General features: G+C 28.7%; 15 protein-coding genes. 11 read left to right on the top strand and 4 right to left on the bottom strand.

What is annotated here, in order from left to right; all coding sequences use genetic code 4:
* Position 1: 1 nt before the first annotated feature.
* The 9 genes from ACJA22_RS03825 (at position 2) to ACJA22_RS03785 (ending at position 12001) form a co-directional block, all read left to right on the top strand.
* The gene (locus tag ACJA22_RS03825) at positions 2-2101 is read left to right on the top strand and encodes a P68 family surface lipoprotein (RefSeq protein WP_406616938.1); all 2100 of its coding nucleotides are present in this window, start codon (positions 2-4) and stop codon (positions 2099-2101) included.
* A 104-nt stretch (positions 2102-2205) separates the two neighbouring features.
* Complete coding sequence (locus tag ACJA22_RS03820) at positions 2206-3099, top strand: thermonuclease family protein (protein WP_406616937.1); 894 nt, start codon at positions 2206-2208, stop codon at positions 3097-3099.
* Positions 3100-3218: 119 nt separating this feature from the next.
* Positions 3219-5306, top strand: a complete 2088-nt coding sequence (locus tag ACJA22_RS03815; protein ID WP_406616936.1) for an ATP-binding cassette domain-containing protein — start codon at positions 3219-3221, stop codon at positions 5304-5306.
* Positions 5296-6417, top strand: a complete 1122-nt coding sequence (locus tag ACJA22_RS03810; protein ID WP_406616935.1) for a carbohydrate ABC transporter permease — start codon at positions 5296-5298, stop codon at positions 6415-6417. Before ACJA22_RS03815 ends, ACJA22_RS03810 begins: the two co-directional genes overlap by 11 nt.
* A complete protein-coding gene (locus tag ACJA22_RS03805) occupies positions 6326-7348 on the top strand; it encodes a carbohydrate ABC transporter permease (protein ID WP_406616934.1) in 1023 nt (340 codons plus the stop codon). The genes ACJA22_RS03810 and ACJA22_RS03805 overlap by 92 nt, the downstream gene beginning before the upstream one ends.
* Before the next feature lie 3 nt (positions 7349-7351).
* Positions 7352-7627 carry a hypothetical protein gene (locus ACJA22_RS03800; RefSeq protein ID WP_406616933.1) on the top strand — a complete coding sequence of 92 codons (276 nt, stop codon included), beginning with the start codon at positions 7352-7354 and terminating at the stop codon, positions 7625-7627.
* An 8-nt stretch (positions 7628-7635) separates the two neighbouring features.
* Positions 7636-8925 (top strand): hypothetical protein, encoded by a 1290-nt coding sequence (locus ACJA22_RS03795; RefSeq protein WP_406616932.1) that lies wholly within the window; start codon positions 7636-7638, stop codon positions 8923-8925.
* A gap of 151 nt (positions 8926-9076) precedes the next feature.
* The gene (locus tag ACJA22_RS03790; RefSeq protein ID WP_406616931.1) at positions 9077-10108 is read left to right on the top strand and encodes a hypothetical protein; all 1032 of its coding nucleotides are present in this window, start codon (positions 9077-9079) and stop codon (positions 10106-10108) included.
* Between the two features lie 240 nt (positions 10109-10348).
* Positions 10349-12001 (top strand): IS1634 family transposase, encoded by a 1653-nt coding sequence (locus ACJA22_RS03785; protein ID WP_406616930.1) that lies wholly within the window; start codon positions 10349-10351, stop codon positions 11999-12001.
* Between the two features lie 34 nt (positions 12002-12035).
* Here ACJA22_RS03785 and fmt read toward each other — a convergent pair whose 3' ends face one another.
* Positions 12036-12899, bottom strand: a complete 864-nt coding sequence (fmt, locus tag ACJA22_RS03780) for a methionyl-tRNA formyltransferase (RefSeq protein ID WP_406616929.1) — start codon at positions 12897-12899, stop codon at positions 12036-12038.
* 19 nt (positions 12900-12918) lie between these two features.
* Complete coding sequence (locus tag ACJA22_RS03775; RefSeq protein ID WP_406616928.1) at positions 12919-14211, bottom strand: MAG4530 family protein; 1293 nt, start codon at positions 14209-14211, stop codon at positions 12919-12921.
* Between the two features lie 344 nt (positions 14212-14555).
* Here ACJA22_RS03775 and ACJA22_RS03770 point away from each other — a divergent pair, with 344 nt between their 5' ends.
* The gene (locus tag ACJA22_RS03770) at positions 14556-15323 is read left to right on the top strand and encodes a hypothetical protein (protein WP_406616927.1); all 768 of its coding nucleotides are present in this window, start codon (positions 14556-14558) and stop codon (positions 15321-15323) included.
* Between the two features lie 99 nt (positions 15324-15422).
* Positions 15423-16379, top strand: coding sequence for a M28 family peptidase (locus ACJA22_RS03765; protein ID WP_406616926.1), 957 nt, complete (start codon positions 15423-15425; stop codon positions 16377-16379).
* On the opposite strand, the gene ACJA22_RS03760 is transcribed toward ACJA22_RS03765, so the two are convergent.
* Together ACJA22_RS03760 and ACJA22_RS03755 are read right to left on the bottom strand one after the other, a co-directional pair.
* Positions 16368-18020 (bottom strand): IS1634 family transposase, encoded by a 1653-nt coding sequence (locus ACJA22_RS03760; RefSeq protein WP_406616738.1) that lies wholly within the window; start codon positions 18018-18020, stop codon positions 16368-16370. The genes ACJA22_RS03765 and ACJA22_RS03760 overlap by 12 nt on opposite strands.
* Before the next feature lie 325 nt (positions 18021-18345).
* Entirely contained in the window at positions 18346-18858 is a 513-nt protein-coding gene (locus ACJA22_RS03755; protein ID WP_406617574.1) for an adenine phosphoribosyltransferase, read from the bottom strand.
* Positions 18859-18878 lie beyond the last annotated feature (20 nt).

The raw sequence follows: 18878 nt of genomic DNA, 5'->3' as shown, positions 1-18878 counted from the left end.
TATGAAAAACAATAAATTTAAAAAGATTCTTGCTGGTGTAGCAGGATCAGCATTAACAATCTTACCAGTTGCCGCAACTGTAAGTTGTGGTTGAGAAATTAAAGGTGACACAGTTATTTTCGGTGTAACTTTTACTCAAGGTAAAGAACAATGAAATGCTGTTAGTGATATTATTGATAACTATAATAAAGAAGCAAAAGACCAACCAGACTATATGCCAGTTAAACTTAAAAATATAGGTTCAGGTTATATAGCTGGTAATGAGTTTGTTGTTTCAGGTATGAAAAACAAATCAACTGACACCCCAAGCTTAACTGTTAACTATGGTACAACCATTGCTGAAATTGTTAAAGCTAAAAGACAAATTAACTTTGCTGATGAAAAATTTAAAGACTATGCTGTTAGCGCAGATGTTTTTGATGAAAAATTCTCATCATTTAATGACAAGATTCAAGGTGTTGCTGCTGGTGGGAACTATGCATTGCCACTTTTAAAATCATCAATCGCTTTCGGTATTAACGGACCTATCTTTAAATATGTGTTTAAGACATTACAAAACGCTGGTTACAAAGTTAACGATGAACTTAAAACAATATTTAAATTAGATGCTGCAGATTGAGATAAAGACCTCCAAATTATTGCTGGAGAAGATTACTTTGGTGCAGCTAGACCAACAAATGAAATTATAAGTATATTTGGTGATACAGCTGCTGTTCCTGAATTTACAAAAAGTAATGTTTTTGGTAGCTTTACACAATATCTTGATTTTATTACAAAAGCAATTCAAATGTTTAAAACATCTGTTAAATCAGAAACTGCTAATAAAGACAAAAAAGCTCCAAAAGGCAAAACCTCATCAGTTGCTCTTTTAGGTATTGATGATGCATCTGGTTCATTAAATACATTCTTATATTCAAAACTTGATGCTAATGATGGAAAAATGCCAATGAAAGTTACACAAAACGATGAAGGCATTATAACAGTTGATTTCAAATCAATTCTTGACCCTAATAACAGTACAACTAAGATTGAAAAAGAAATGTACGACAAAATTAAAGAAGCAATTGCTAAAGGTGCTTTAAAAATTTATGGAGGTGGTGCATATGCATCTGCTGACGAAGTTAACCATAAATTAGGTTCTAACTTTGGTTCAACTGCTGGTTATTCACACAACTACATTAAAACAGTTACTCCATATGTTCAAGGTAAAAACAAGGTTAAACTTAGTAATATTTTAAAAATTGAAGAAAAAGATGGAAAATTAGGAGTTGGTAAATATGCTAACCCATTATTGAAAGCTGGTTCAAAAGCTGGACAATATGACTATGTTGCAGTAGATGCAAAATATGATGCTAACATTGCAAAGATTCAAAAAGGTATGTTAATTATCACTGTACCAGAAAATCTAAAAGAAGATATTGCGGCTCTTGATAAAGAAACAACAAATTTCGAAAAAATTGGTATTTTCTCACAAAAAGGAACAAATTATGCAATTTATATTGTTAAAACAGTTCCATCAGTAGACACACCATATGGCGATACAATCAAAATTATTATCCCAACTAAGGAATCTACTTTAGGTCAAGATGAACTAGTTGTATTTATTCCACCTACAAGATATGCTGCTGATTCAAAAACACAAACAGCATTTTTACAAGGACCTAACTTATATGCAATTTATAAGAATGAAAAATTAAACTTAGCAACTGTTAAATTTGTAAAATACTTAACATCAACTACTAAACACAAATTCACAGATGCCAAAAATGTAGTAACTGAAGAAACTAACTTCGACCACATTGCTAGAGTTGCAAGCTACATAGTTCCATTTAAAGACTTTGGACAAGATAAAGCATTAGATAAAGAACTTAAGAAAAATCCATATCTTAAAATTGCATTTGATGCCTTATCATCTAAAGACATTAAATTATATGAAGAACCATCAAGTATTTACTCAAATGCATATAGAGATGAATTTAACGCTGTATATAAATCACTTACTGATTTAATAAGAAAAGCAAAACCAAGTGAATTAGCTGGTTTCACATTTGAAAAAGAAATTGTAGAACCATTAACACCTAAAATTAATGCTTTTAAATAATTTTTATTAATATCTATATAAAAAAACATTAAACCTACCAATAAACTGGTGGTTTGATGTTTCTATCTATTTTATTATTAATAAGATCTAGGAAAAGGTAGAACATGAATAAAAAAATTTTATTAGGTTCTTTAGTAGGAATTGTTGCTCCGATTGCTTCTGTTGCGACTATTAGTTGCAATAAATTTGAAGATGGACCCAAAATTGTTGAATTAGATACAAGGATTATTCTTGATCCTGAAAAAGTAAGTGATGAAATGGTCAGAGCTAGAATCTTAAAAGGCGCTGACGGCGATACTGTTACCGTAACTCCTTTAGAAGATAATGGTTCTGCTGGTATTCATGCAAATCAACCAGTTAAAGTCAGAATTGCTGGTATTGATACACCTGAAAAAGCAGTAGGCGATGGTGCAAATGTAAGAAAAGCTTCAAAACAAGAATTACAATTTGCTCTTCAATCATCTGCTTATGCAGAAAAAACTCTTAAAAATGGGAAAGAAGTTTATTTATTTTTAACCTCGGGAGGAACAAAAGATACCTTTGGCAGAATTACTGCTGATATCTTCTTCTCTTATGAAAAAGACAAGGTATCTAAGATTACTGATGTTGATAGGTCATACTCAGTAGAAATTTTAAAAGCCGGTTATACATTGCCGCTCGGTAGAGAAATTTCTGCTATGAGGCATCCAATTCATTTACAATATTGAACATATTATTTAATGGCTTTAGCATTAAAATATGCAAGAGATAATAATCAAGGTTTCTTTAGCCAATGATCAATTAGACATGCATCGAACCCTTATGAAAAAATATCTAAGACAGCTTATTTAATAAAACCAATTGGTGAAGGCTGAAGACCATTTGTTAAAGATGCAGGAGGGGATCCAGATTATAAAGGCTCTTCTGTATATGATTATGCCAAAAGCGGATATCAACCAATTAAAGTGGTTTACGCTAATGGCGAAGTTTTTGAAAAAGGTAAACTAGTCAAGAAATAGTTTTCTCACTATACTTTAATTATTTTAGGAAATTTAAGTTTTAAACTTATGCGAATATATTACATACTATATAATTTAGAATTGATACAATTATAAAATTTAATATTATTAAGGAAAATATGCTTTTAAAAAGACTTTTTAAACTTATTAAAAAAGCAACAGCAAAACCAACTCCGGAAGACTATGAACAATATAAGATGCTTGTCAAAAGAGTTAAAGATAACAAAATTGACAAGTCAATTCCAGCAATTGAGCTTAAAAATGTGTTCATCGACTTCGGTGAAACTTTAGCTGTTGATAATGTAAGCTTTTCAATTCCAGAAGGAAAGTTAGTTACATTATTAGGGCCATCAGGTAGTGGTAAGACAACAACCTTGAATGCTATTTCAGGTTTACTTACTATTAGTAGTGGTAATGTATTATTTTACGGTAAAGATGTTACAAACTTAACCCCTCAAAAAAGAAAATTAGGTTTCGTTTTCCAAAACTATGCCTTATATCCTCACATGAGTGTTTACGGTAACATTGCATTCCCGTTAAAAAATGATGCAGATTGACAAAACTCAATCATTTCAAAAAGAATTATTGCTCAAACTAAGATCAACATTATTTATCTTAAACATTTAGGTGCTACAGATGAAGAATGTGAACAATACTTAGAAACAGTAGTTTACACAAGAGAAATTCTTGACGAAATGGAAAGAATGAATTCAAAAGAATACTCAAATCTTAGACAAAACTATGTTAGAAGCCAAAGTGCTTACAACTTAGCTAAAAACCGTTATGAATCAGCTTATAGCATTTTAGCTAAAAAGACATTGAAATATTTTGATGAATTAAAAGATGATTACAAGAAAATCACAAAGAACTTAACTATTGAAGATTCAATCGTTAAGGCTAACAACATTCAAAAAGAATATGCTAAATGTGATATCATCAACGAAATCAAAGAATCAGGTCTATTAAAATTCAAACAACCTAAAGGTGAAAATAGGTATGAAGAATTAAAAGAACTTGAAGCTAAATACAAAACTTTAATTGATAAAATTACTCAATACGATAAATTATCATTTGAATTAAAAGATGCGCTTCAATTAGTTAAACTTGAAAAAAGAATTCTTAAAAATTCAATGATTTGCAGATATTGCATGAAAGTTATTGAAATTGAAAGAGACAATAAAGACAAAGTTGCTACTCTAAAAGAAGAGTACAAAATTGCCCAAAAAGACATTAAAAAAGTCAAAGACGACAAACTTAAGAGACTCAAAAGAAATCTTTCAATCGTTCCAGTAATTCTTGAAAAAGAACATGCAAGCATTGAAAAACAATTAGATGCAAAATACAACTTCAAAGCTATTATGCGTGAAGATGCTAAATTGCATACAGCTAACTTAAGCGAAGAACAAAGAGAAAAAATTGCTAAATTGTCAGAAGATATTCTTACAATTAAAGAAGCTATTCATAAATCAGTTCTTGAAGTTGCAAAACGTGTTGACATTCTTCCAATTTTACAAAAGAAACCAACCCGTTTATCTGGTGGTCAACAACAACGTGTATCTATTGCTCGTGCGATTGTTAAAAAACCTAAGATTTTATTAATGGACGAACCATTATCAAACTTAGATGCTAAATTAAGAATTAACACAAGACAATGAATACGCGAAATTCAACAAAGCTTAGGTATTACCACAGTGTTTGTTACCCACGACCAAGAAGAAGCTATGTCAATTAGTGACATTGTTATCTGTATGTCAACTTCAAGAGTTCAACAAATGGGTTCACCACTTGAACTTTATAACAAACCAGTTAATGAATTCGTTGCTCGTTTCATTGGTATGCCTGAAATGGGATTAATGCTTGGTGAATATACCGACGGTAAATTAACTGTAGCCGGTGTTGAAATCAAAGGTATTACTATACCAAACATTGACCACGCACAAGTTAAAGTTGGTGTTCGTGCCGAAGACTATATTATTAAAACAACTGCGAAAGGAGCTAATTTCTCAGGTCTTATCAAAGCAGTTGAAAACTTCGGTAAAGAATCTAAATTAATTGTTGAAACTCAAGATAAAGTTAGATTAAACTTCTTAGTTAACAACAAATATGACTTTAAAGTAGGGGACACAATTCACTTCAGTATGCCAGCTGATAGATTACATATCTTTGACGCTGTAACTGAAGAGAGAGTAGAATATAATGTCGAATAATTTCTACCGTAATATAAGTGCCAAGACTAACAATCAAGCCTTATTAGAATATTCTTTAAGTAAACAAACTAAAACAAATGCGGATTCAATCGCAATTTCAGTTGTTGATAAAAGAACAAACTTCTTTTTCGCGTTTGTGTTAATTATTCCTGCTTTAGCAGTATTAATTACATTTACAGTTGTCCCATTTATTTTCAATATTAAAAGTGCTTTCACCACTGATTTAGGTGGCGATACTACTAAATTTGCTGGAACAGAAAATTTAGAAACACTGTTTAAAGATCCATACTTTGCTGTTGGTGTTAGAAACTCCTTTATCTATGGTCTGTTGGTTTTACCAATTACCATGATAATTTCATTACTTATTTCTTCACTAGTAGCTAGTGTGTTAAGAAAAGGTTTAAGAGGTTTTTGACAAACCATCTTCTTCCTTCCTTATGTTACTAACGCTGTTGCTGTTTCTTTAGCTTTTATCCAAATTTTTGATAAAAACGGTCAATTTAACATGATGTTAAGAGCATTTGGTTTAGAAGGACAAACCGACTGATTAAAGAAAACCAAAGAAGGTGCCTTTGCCTTTAAATCAATGCTCGTTATGCTTATCAATGGTGTATGAAACAGCTTAGCATTCAACGTTTTACTTTTTACAACTGCGATGTTATCAGTTGATAAAAACTTATATAGATCTGCTTCAATTGATGGTGCATCAGGAATTAAACAATTCTTTACAATTACCTTACCATCAATAAAAAGTACAATAACATTTATTATGACAATGGGTATTATTAACGGTATCAAAGTATTCCCACTTGCATTGTTCAACAACAAACCTGGACTTGCAACGCAAGCCGGTGCCTCAACCCTTATGTTATATATTTACTACTATGTTAAACAAAACAACTATGCTTTAGCTGGTGCTGCTTCATTAATCTTATTCATTATTGGGGTAACATATTCAACAGTTATTCGTGGAGGTTTTAGAGTCCTTACATTAGCATCATTAAACAAAGGAGAATCTGATGTTTGAAACAAAATTAAAGATTCAAGAGAGATACGCGAATTCTATTCTAAAAAAGAAGAGAGATTTAGTTACTCAACAAGTCCAAGATAGTTCTCTTACCGCTCTATTTACTAAATCCTTTTTCAAAATTTTATTATTATGCTTTTTCGGACTCATTATTTTAATCCCATTTGCATATATGATTTTATTGGCTATTATGAATAATAACCAAGCAGATATGCTTAAAAACGGTCAAGCGGGAATTTGACCAAAAGAATGAAGATTCGGTGAAAATATTATAGCAGCCGCTAATCCAAATAACTCAGGTATATGACCATGAGAAAAAGATTGACAACAAGGTTATGTTTTCTCATTCTTATTAACTTTCTGTAATGTTCTTATTTCGATTGCTTTAAAAATCTTTGTTACATTACTTTTAGGTTATGCATTTAGCCTTAAAAAATGATATGGTAAAGAATTTATCTGATCAATTTTAATGGCTTTATTAATCCTACCTGAAGTTGCCTTATTAGCCGGTCAACAATGAGTAGTTGTACAGATGAATAGTGCCTTAAAACCTAAAGATGGTGGTAGCTTATTCTTCTATCAATTATTCGTTATCGCTGTTCCATTCATCGCTTCAGTATTTAATGCTTTAATGTATAGAAATGCATTCGAAGCTATTCCTGGTAGAATCAAGGAAGTTGCTATGATTGATGGTGTTGTAGGTTACAAATACTTATTCAAAATTGCAATTCCTATGGTTTCTCCAACAACCTTAACAATTGTTATTTTAACAACCCTTGCTTCATGAAACTCATATTTATGACCAAGCTTAGTTGCTGGTACAGATTATAGAGTTATGTCAGTTTGATTATTCGGTGTAGGTAGAGATACAACAACACAAGACGAACGTGTGTTCGATAACATTAGAATGGCTGGTGCAATTCTTGTTATCCTTCCAATGTTTGTATTCTACTTCTTATTTAGAAAGAGAATTATGGCTGCTATTAGCCGTCAAGGTAGCACAATTAAAGGATAGAATATGAAAAAAATTAATATTAAGAAAAACACAATTGTCTGATTAATTTTATCTGTTATAGCGTTGGTTTTAATCATTATTTGTTCAGTTATTATCCATAAAGTTACAGCTATTGAATCAATTAAGAACGTAAAAATTCAAACTACTCTTTTACAAGAATATCAAGCTTGAAAAGCTTATGCAATTGGGGTTTTATCATTTAGCATCATCGTTTTAATTCTAGGTTCAGCAATTAGTTATCTCGGTTTTAGATCTTGAAACTATAATGCTACTTTATAGGAGTAATTATGAAATTCAAATTAAATAAATTACTTTTACCAGCTACTGCTTCAACATTAGTTGCGCCAGTTGCCTTAGTTTCATGTATTAACCCCTTTAAAGAAGAACAAGGAATTAAAGATGCTAAATACTTCTCGTTAAATAACAATATTTTCCAAGGTAAATCATTCGCTGAATTTGAAAGCAAAATTTTAGCTCCTAAATGAGGCAAAGAACCTAAATATGAAGGCATTAAAAAAGTTTTCGAAAAATCATTTAGAGACTTTACACATCAAGATTTTATTTCTTTAGAAGAATTCTATTACCAATTCCTTGATATATCAATTCCAATTTACATTAAATATAACGATCCAAAAACTCATAAAACTGTTAGAGCAAATCTTAACAAGGATATGATTGAGGCTTATCTTTTATACCTTTTTGAAGATACACCATATCAACATCGTTTTTTAAGTTCTACACATAAAGAAGCATATGAAAAGCTTCTTAATCCAGATGCTGTTGAAGAAAGAATTGATTTCCAATTTAGTAACTTCACAGACGACAATGAAGTTGAAATTCAAGGTATTTTACCTAAAATTGCTTTAAATAACCTTTTTGAAGATCTTTCATTAAGAAAAGATAATAATGAAGCTAACTTATTAACGTATTATAAAAATATAATGCAAACATTAAGCAAGTTTATTAATGAATATGATGCTGAACACGAACACACAATTCAACAATCATTTGCCCCACTTTATTATCTAACTAGAAGTCCTAAGGGTTACTTAACAAGCACTTATACAGTTACAAATGCTGGTGAAACATCTACATTTAAAGGCAAATACGATAAATTGCCAAAAAATGCACTTGAAGAATTTACTAAAGATCCTAAAAAATTTGTTGAAGAAATGACTGCAAAAGGATATGTAAGTAAAGTGTGATTAAAAAATGCTGATTGACAAGAAGAATTTGAAAAAGCAGTTAAAAACGGTGGCAAAGTTGGTAAATTTGGTTTAGCATATTTTGTAGCATACTTAATTTATTATCAAGTACCTAAAAATGTTCAAATTTTGCAATTTAAACATAATGCTGGTTCAACTGTTAATACTAGATTTTTGGTTCAATATTCAATAAACAATAAGTTATATTTATTTGATCCTGTTAAAGATTTTCTAGCTCTTAAAGAAAATAAAAACATCAATGAACCAAATTACAAATTATTCTATTCAACAAAAGAAGAATTAGCTTCTAATAATTTAAGTTTTGATACAACCGCTTACTTATCATCAGAAATCGGCAAACCTTGAAAATAACAAAATGCAAAGTCACAATGGTGACTTTGTTTTATTATGCTGTTTTATAGGGCAATTGTATGAATGAGCTCATTATTATTCGCAGAAAATTTTAAAATTAATTCATAAAATAATTAGTATTTTAAAAACGCTTAAGTATAATATTTTTACTATGGAATGACAAAAAGAAAATAAAATATTTTGAGATATTGTAAGGGAAAGTATTGATAAGTGTTCGCACGGCAAAAATAAAAGTGATCTTTTAGCTTATATAGATAAAATAAATGAATCTTTAACTAGTTATTATTTGAAATCATTAGATGAAACTTTTGAATTAATTAAGAATGAATCAACTGCAAAATTAAGTGATATTCAAAATAAAGAAAAATTTATGAATCGTCTTAATAACGCTAAAACAATTTATACAAACTATATTAAAGATGTGCAAAAAATCAATAAAAAATTTATTATATCTAAAAGAGAATTGTATGTTCCTTTTTTAAAAGGAGCAAATGAAATGATTCTTACGGATATATATTTAAAAGCACCTTGAAACAAATTAGACATTCAAAAATGACCATTTAATAACACAATGGATAATGTAGAACTAGCAATGGCTGTACAATCTTTTTTAGGCATTTTTGGAAAATTCAATTTAGACTACATTAAAATTGATTTTGCATATACCTTAGATACTTTAATAAACCCTAAAAAACATACGCAAACTAAGAAGGCAATTAATTTTGGACAAGCTACAGCAGTTTTAGCTGGATCAAATGAATTACTTAATTACTTATTAGGTATCTATAGCCCTATCTATTTCATTTTTAAAGATCCTGAATTATCTAGCATCCTACTTGAGATTGTTCAAGATTATAATATAAATGCTACTCGAGAAAATCTTTATGAAGATACAATGGCTTATATTTTCTTTGAAACTTTTAAAGTTCTTATGAAAGAAGGCGAAAAAGTTAAATCAAAAGAAGAAATGATTAAATTGTATTCAAATATCTTTACTCATTATTGTGAACAAATATTCGGTCAATTTATAAAAACACTTTGAACGATAAAAGAAGATTACGATGGCGAAACACAATTATGAGAAGATGCAATACTTCAAAAGTTATTCTATCATTATGGTTTTGAACGTGGAGAAGCACTTGCAGGTCTTTACTACGATGCTTTAAATACACTCAAGTATTAAAATTCGATAATGAAAATGACACTTTATAAACGAGTGTCATTTTGATTTTTCCTCTAAAATTTTCAGTTATTTGCAACAAAACTTAAATTTTCTTTAATTTCCTAATAATACTATAAAACAACTCCTGAGTTTCCAAGTTGGAGCTCTTTTTTTATTACTTTTTTCAGTGTTATTTATATATAAACAAAAAAAAGTTATTTTTTTACATAATTACATTGTAATTTGTGGTATAATAAAGATATGAAAAAAGACAAATGACTATTAATTTCAAGAAAAAATAAGAACTCTACTTACTTATCTTTAGCACTTTCAGGAGGATTTGGCAAAGGTTATAAGAAATCTATCGGTATCGGTACAGTTGAAAAATGAGAAAAATATTGTTCTGATCCAGTAGAAAAAATTAAAAAACTATCTCAAAACTACAATACTGATTGAGATAGAAATATGATAATTAGACAATTAGAGTTAGATATAAGCAAGGTTAAAATTGAAACAAAACAGTTCAATTATGGATATGATTTGTTATACAGTTTCTTAGAAAAATTAAATCCTTTTAAAGATGCTAAAGTATCAAAATCCAAGTATTTAAATGATTTATTAAAATATATGATTTCAAATAGAATTGTAAATCCGGGTAGCATGCTTTCATCCTTTAAAAATAAAGACAAATTCAATATAAATTTAGAAGTTGAAAAGACGACATTTTATAATACTTTAGACTATTTAGCTGAAAATAAAAATAACATTTTAAAGAGTGTTAACGATACATTGATCAAAGATAAAAATAGAAAAATAGATATTATTTGATACGACTCTTCAACGGTATATTTTGAAAGTTTTGTAAGAGAAGGATTGAGATATCCAGGTTATTCTAAAGATGGAAAATTCAAAGAAGATCAAATTGTTTTAGGTTTAGCAACAGATGAAAACGGCATTCCAATTCACTATAAATTATTCAAAGGGAACACTGCTGATGCATCAACATTTATTAATTTTATTTTGAATATAAAATCACAATATGAATTAAACAAAGTAACACTCATTGCTGATAGAGGAATGAGTACAAATAGAAACATAAGATTCTTAGAAGATAACGATATTGATTACATTTTATCTTATAGATTAAAAGCGGCTTCAAATGACCGAAAGACCTTTGCAATAGATGAATCCGGCTATTTTGGAGACAATAATTTTAAATATAAAGAAACTACTTTTTATTCGTTTTGAAAGAATAGAAGAGCAAACGGACACAAGAGAAGATTGGTAGTAACATATAGTAAAAAAAGAGCATTAAAAGATAAAAATGATAGACAAATTTTAATCGATAATTTTATTAAAAGACAAGATAAAGACGGACTAGTTCATGATCAAGTAATGTTCGGTCAAAAGAAATTTAAATTCTTCGAAAAAGTTGGTGGTAAAGGTTATTACAAACTTAACTATGACAAAATTATCGAAGATGAAAAGTTTGACGGATATTATGCTTATGAAACCTCTAGATTTGATTTATCACCTGAAGAAATTGTGAATTTATATTCAAAACAATGACAAATAGAATCAAACTTTAGAGCTTTAAAAAGTGCTTTAGCTGTAAGACCTATTTATGTATGAAGTGAAAAGCATATTGAAGGTCATTTCGTACTTTGCTTCTTATCTCTTGTTTTATTAAATTTTGTTATTTATTATTTAAACAAAGGTTTGAAAGAACTCGGTGTTGTAGATGAAAAAATCACAATCAAAAAATTACAAGATGTAATAAAAGAAACAATCAAAACATGAAAGATTATTGACGGAAAAATTGAAAGTGAAGAATATATTATTAACGACAACAATAATCAAGCAATTCAAGATTACCAAACATATTTAAGAATTTTAAATGAATTAAAATTTTAAATTATTAAAAACAGCTCATCAAACAGATGAGTTGTTAAAAATTACATTGTAAAAGTTGGAAACTCGGGAAAACAACTCTTTTCTTACTTTCGAATTGATAATCAGTGGCATAAATATCACCATCACTAAAATGTATTTTAATACCATTTTTAACTACATCTTTTGTGGCAAAAAAGATTTTAACACGTTTATCATTAATGATTGTATAAGCACCTGGATTCATTTCAAAAGCGCGAATAATATTAATGGCTTCTTGGCATGTTAAAGAAGGTTTTAGAAAAGCATCTTCTTTATTTAATTTAGGACTTAGTGTTACTAATGATGAATCTTGTTTTACTCTTTTTAGCTCATTATTATCTATTTTTTTAATTCATTCAACGATATTATTTTTTGCTAAGTCAGATAACTCATTAAATAAAGTTGAAGCAGCATCAGTTGGTTTAATTTCATATTTAGCGGTAGCAAAAACATCGCCAGCATCCATTTCATGTACCATTTCCATTAATGATATACCAGTTTCTTTATCATTATTTAATAATGCATATTGAATAGGAGCGGCACCACGATATTTAGGAAGTAATGATCCATGAATATTTAAATTTAATTTTTTAGCAATTGCTAAAACTGAATCAGGAATAAATTGACCAAAAGCTGCTGTTATTAAATAATCATAATCTAACGCTTTTAATTCATCCTTAATTTGTCCAATTTTTTCAGGTTGAAAACATTTAATACCATATTTTTCTGCTAATAATTTGGTAGGAGTTGGTTGAGTTTTATGCCCTCTAAGGCTTGGCTTATCTGGTTGACTTACAATACCTACAACATCAAAATGTTTAATTATTTCTTCAAAAATAGGTACTGCAAAATTTGGTGTTCCTGCTAATAAAATTTTCATATTATTACATCCTTATTTTTTATTTATTTTCATTTCAAATTAATGATCTTTTAATTTCTAGTATTAATAATTTACGGGCTTCAATTTTGTCTTCAGTACTTGTTGGTAATACTTTTAGGAAATCGTCAAGTTCAGTATATTTATGATATCCTCTTGCTTGTTCATAGTTTCTATTAAATGTTTGAATGTTAATTTTAAACTCATTATTAGTTGAATTATGAATATCGATAACATTTTCAAAAGTTAAACCACAAATAGTTGATTCTCATCTGTCAGTTAATGAATATATAATTTCGTAAATATTTTTGAAGTCTTGATCTTCTTGTAATTGCTTACTAAAGTTCATAATAAATTCGTAAGCTTTCTTATGAGAATTATTATGCAATATGTAGTCATTCATCATATAGTTGAAGTCTTTTAAAAAATATGGGTTATAGTAACTTACTACATTATTAACATGACGTTCATAGATTTTTTCAAAACCATAATTAATTTCATAACTGATTAAAGCACTTTTTAATTTTGAATATTCAAGTTTTGTGTTTTTTGTATTAGATAATACAAAATTAAAATCTTTCAGATCATCATCTAATTGTTTAATTGTTTTTTCATCTTGTTCTGATTCACTATAATTACGACACAATCTAAAAATTTGACTGAATTTAGACATTAATAATCATTCATTATCAGGCACTAAAACACCTTTGTTTAAATGTTCAAGATGAGTTTCAGGAATTAAGTTATAGACCTTAAGTTCTATATTTTCATTTTTATAAATAAAGCTACATGTATTTGCTTTTTCTTCTAAATCTTGTAAATTGGCTAAATGCTCTTTCACAACTTGTGAAACATTAATGTTTTTAGATGGATAAAAAGTTAATGTATCTAAATTATCATAGCGATGTTTATATTTATATTGAATGGCTGCTCTATCTTGAATAACTAAATTTGATTTACTAAAGGTTTTAATATTCGAAACCGTTTCCTTTTTAACCTTTTCAATTTTCACAATTTTCTTAGTTGAGAAAATTAAAGTATAAAAATTATTTAAGCTTCTTATAGCTTTAGCTTCATTATGCTTAACATTTAAAAGATAATCTAAGTAAAAACTACTTACTAATAATCCATAAAAAAAACCAATAGTTAAAAATATTCAAAAGAATAAGAACGTTCCGAAAGACAACGAGGTAGAGTATAACATGGTTTTGACAACTAAACCTGATGTAATATTAATCATTAATATACCAAGTAAACAAACACATAGATAACCTATTGTTGTGGTTTTCTTTTGCTTAAGTATTTTATCGTTCATTTCGTTTTTCCCTTTGCATACAAATAGTGATTAAAATTGCCTTTAATCTAAAATCAACAATTTTAAAGTCCTAATTTCTTTTTAAAAAATAATAATGTATATCAATTATAAAACATTAGTTTTAAAAACTTTCATTTTAAGATGAAGATCAATAGCAACATCATTAAAAACACAAAAGAAAATCAAATATATTTGAATACTCTAAAATATTGTTTTACGCTGTTTTATAGTATTATTTGTAAATTTATACTAATTTAAAATTTTTAAAACAGCAGTTCTTTGTTAAATGAAAAACACGCACATTTGTTTAATACAAAAAAGTCAAAAACAAACACCGTTAATTAATGGGCTCAATCATTTATTATCAAAATTTTGCTAATAAAATTGCTGAAAACCGCTTAATTTTTAATAATTTTGTCCTAAAAAGTCAATGTGGAATATTTTACACAAAACCCCTGAAATACTATATATATATATATATATGAGATAATTTAGGTAGAAATGGACATATTTTTGTTCATTTTTGGAGGTATAAATGAGATAAAAAAGGTTTATTATTGCTTGCTCCAATAGCATCAATGATTCCTGTTGTAGCGATTTCAGCAGGATGTACTCAAACAGAAGATGTTGAAAACATGGAAACAACTAAAAACTTTAAAAAATACTTAAGAGGTGTTCAAGGTAGGTGGGCTGGTAATATCAGCAATTTCAAAAATGTTAAAGAAGACAATACAGGATTAAAAGATATTACTGGTGATAGCTTTGAACAAAGTCAACTTCAACCACTTCACCCATTAAGTGAAAAAATTAACCCAGATGTTCCAAACTACGGTAGCTATCATGCATACTTATGACTTAAAAATGAAGTTACAAGCATGGGATATGCTAACAAAGATACAAAAATTATGTATCCAGGTCAAGCTGAAGTAACTAAAAAAACTGAAAAAGACAAAGAAGGCAATGACATCACATTTTATGAAACAACACCAAAAACTGGTACAACATATGCAAAAACTAAAGGTGATAAAGCTACTGAAAGAGGAGTTTACTATTTAGATAGTGTTAAAGTCACTCTTACACCATTATTAAAAACACAAGGTGTTGTAACCTAAGGTTTCTTATGAAGAGGTCCAGATAGAGCAAATGGTGTTTATGCATTAAACAATGTAGGTTCAAACCTTATTGTAACAATTGAACCAGGCGTAGAAGGTATGAAACCTGAAGATGTTAAAGATTTCTGAATTGTTTCACACTACGATTCAACAGTTATGCTTGGTGAAGGTCACAAGAAAACTTCTTGAGGTGCAACTGATAATGGTACTGGTGTAGCAACTAGTTTATCATTATTACAACACTACTCTAAAGCTGAAAATAAAAAGAAATTAGGTGTAAGATTACACATTATCTTCGCTGATGCTGAAGAAGTTGGTGTTCTTGGTACAAATGCATTTGTGCGTCAATTCTTAACACCTGCACCTGATGCATCAGGTAAAGAAACTAATGAATTGTTAGCAAACAGTGTAGGTATGATTAACTTAGATACTGTTGCTGGTGGTGATAAACTTTATGTTCACTCACCAAATACTCCAGCTGATGGTAACACTTCAACACACATTAGAGATCAATTAAACGCATTATCAACAACTATAGCTAAAACCGAAAAGAATTATGATGGTATTTTAGAAATCCACCCACAATTCTACAAAGATGACTTCAAAGCAGGTGAAACAGGTGATTGATCAGACCACGCCCCATTCTACTTAATCGCTAAATTACCTATTGCTTACATCGAATCAACAAACTTCAATGTTTATTCAAAAGAAGCAGCTTATGATGGTTATGCACAAACAAAAGATCCTAAAGCTTGAGTAACTAAAAAAGGTGATAATGTTGATTTAGTACCAGTACACAAAAATGGTTCAGAATTAACACTTTACGATTTACCAGAAGGCATGAAATTAGATGACATTCTTATTGCCGGTGATATTTGACACAGTCACTTTGACCGTTTAGATTGAGTTGACAAGAATAGATACCCATTAATCTACAAACAACTAAATGCTGTATTTAAGAACTTGGTATTCTACTCCCGAGTTTCCAACTTTTACAATGTAATTTTTAACAACTCATCTGTTTGATGAGCTGTTTTTAATAATTTAAAATTTTAATTCATTTAAAATTCTTAAATATGTTTGATAATCTTGAATTGCTTGATTATTGTTGTCGTTAATAATATATTCTTCACTTTCAATTTTTCCGTCAATAATCTTGCATGTTTTGATTGTTTCTTTTATTACATCTTGTAATTTTTTGATTGTGATTTTTTCATCTACAACACCGAGTTCTTTCAAACCTTTGTTTAAATAATAAATAACAAAATTTAATAAAACAAGAGATAAGAAGCAAAGTACGAAATGACCTTCAATATGCTTTTCACTTCATACATAAATAGGTCTTACAGCTAAAGCACTTTTTAAAGCTCTAAAGTTTGATTCTATTTGTCATTGTTTTGAATATAAATTCACAATTTCTTCAGGTGATAAATCAAATCTAGAGGTTTCATAAGCATAATATCCGTCAAACTTTTCATCTTCGATAATTTTGTCATAGTTAAGTTTGTAATAACCTTTACCACCAACTTTTTCGAAGAATTTAAATTTCTTTTGACCGAACATTACTTGATCATGAACTAGTCCGTCTTTATCTTGTCTTTTAATAAAATTATCGATTAAAATTTGTCTATCATTTTTATCTTTTAATGCTCTTTTTTTACTATATGTTACTACCAATCTTCTCTTGTGTCCGTTTGCTCTTCTATTCTTTCAAAACGAATAAAAAGTAGTTTCTTTATATTTAAAATTATTGTCTCCAAAATAGCCGGATTCATCTATTGCAAAGGTCTTTCGGTCATTTGAAGCCGCTTTTAATCTATAAGATAAAATGTAATCAATATCGTTATCTTCTAAGAATCTTATGTTTCTATTTGTACTCATTCCTCTATCAGCAATGAGTGTTACTTTGTTTAATTCATATTGTGATTTTAAATCCAAAATAAAATTAATAAATGTTGATGCATCAGCAGTGTTCCCTTTGAATAATTTATAGTGAATTGGAATGCCGTTTTCATCTGTTGCTAAACCTAAAACAATTTGATCTTCTTTGAATTTTCCATCTTTAGAATAACCTGGATATCTCAATCCTTCTCTTACAAAACTTTCAAAATATACCGTTGAAGAGTCGTATCAAATAATATCTATTTTTCTATTTTTATCTTTGATCAATGTATCGTTAACACTCTTTAAAATGTTATTTTTATTTTCAGCTAAATAGTCTAAAGTATTATAAAATGTCGTCTTTTCAACTTCTAAATTTATATTGAATTTGTCTTTATTTTTAAAGGATGAAAGCATGCTACCCGGATTTACAATTCTATTTGAAATCATATATTTTAATAAATCATTTAAATACTTGGATTTTGATACTTTAGCATCTTTAAAAGGATTTAATTTTTCTAAGAAACTGTATAACAAATCATATCCATAATTGAACTGTTTTGTTTCAATTTTAACCTTGCTTATATCTAACTCTAATTGTCTAATTATCATATTTCTATCTCAATCAGTATTGTAGTTTTGAGATAGTTTTTTAATTTTTTCTACTGGATCAGAACAATATTTTTCTCATTTTTCAACTGTACCGATACCGATAGATTTCTTATAACCTTTGCCAAATCCTCCTGAAAGTGCTAAAGATAAGTAAGTAGAGTTCTTATTTTTTCTTGAAATTAATAGTCATTTGTCTTTTTTCATATCTTTATTATACCACAAATTACAATGTAATTATGTAAAAAAATAACTTTTTTTTATTTATATATAAATAACACTGAAAAAAGTAATAAAAAAAGAGCTCCAACTTGGAAACTCAGGACAAACAACTAAATGCTGTATTTAAGAACTTGGTATTCTACTTCGATACAATTTGAGAAAAAACAACTAACGACAAAGGCGAACAAGTATTCGTATTAGATTTATAGCATTCATTTCAAATCCCCTTTTCCTAAAGGGGTTTTTCTTTATGCCTATAAAACAGACGAAAAAATAAAATGACCTCGTTTAATAAAGGTCATAATATTCATTAATATTTTAATAATGATATAACTTCAATACCATCTTTTTCAAGTGATGCTCTACCGTTTAAGTCTTCTAATTCAAGCAATAGAATTACTTTCTTAACAATAGCTCCTTGCTCTTGTAATAACTTAACAATAGCTCTAGTTGTTCCACCTGTTGCTAAAACATCATCAACAATTGCAACAGTTTGACCAGGCTTTATAAAACCTTTTTGAATTTGTAAAACATTATTACCATATTCAAGGTCGTATGCTCTTGAAATAACTGCACCAGGTAATTTTCCAGGTTTACGAACCATTATAAAAGGCTTTTTCAAAAAGGCAGCTGTTGGTGTTCCGAATAAGAAACCTCTAGCATCAGGTCCGACAATAACGTCAACATCTTTAGCATAATTAGCCATTAAATTAATAGTGTAATTTAATGCTTCACCGTCAGCTAAAAGAGGTGAAATATCTTTGAAGATTATTCCATTTTTAGGGAAATTATGAACATCTCTAATGTGTGCTTTTAAATCAATATTTTTCATATTTTATCCTT

The sequence above is a fragment of the Mycoplasmopsis adleri genome, assembly GCF_045276205.1.
GTDB lineage: Bacteria > Bacillota_I > Bacilli_A > Mycoplasmatales > Metamycoplasmataceae > Mycoplasmopsis > Mycoplasmopsis adleri.
This window is presented reverse-complemented; position numbering and strand designations above follow the sequence as displayed.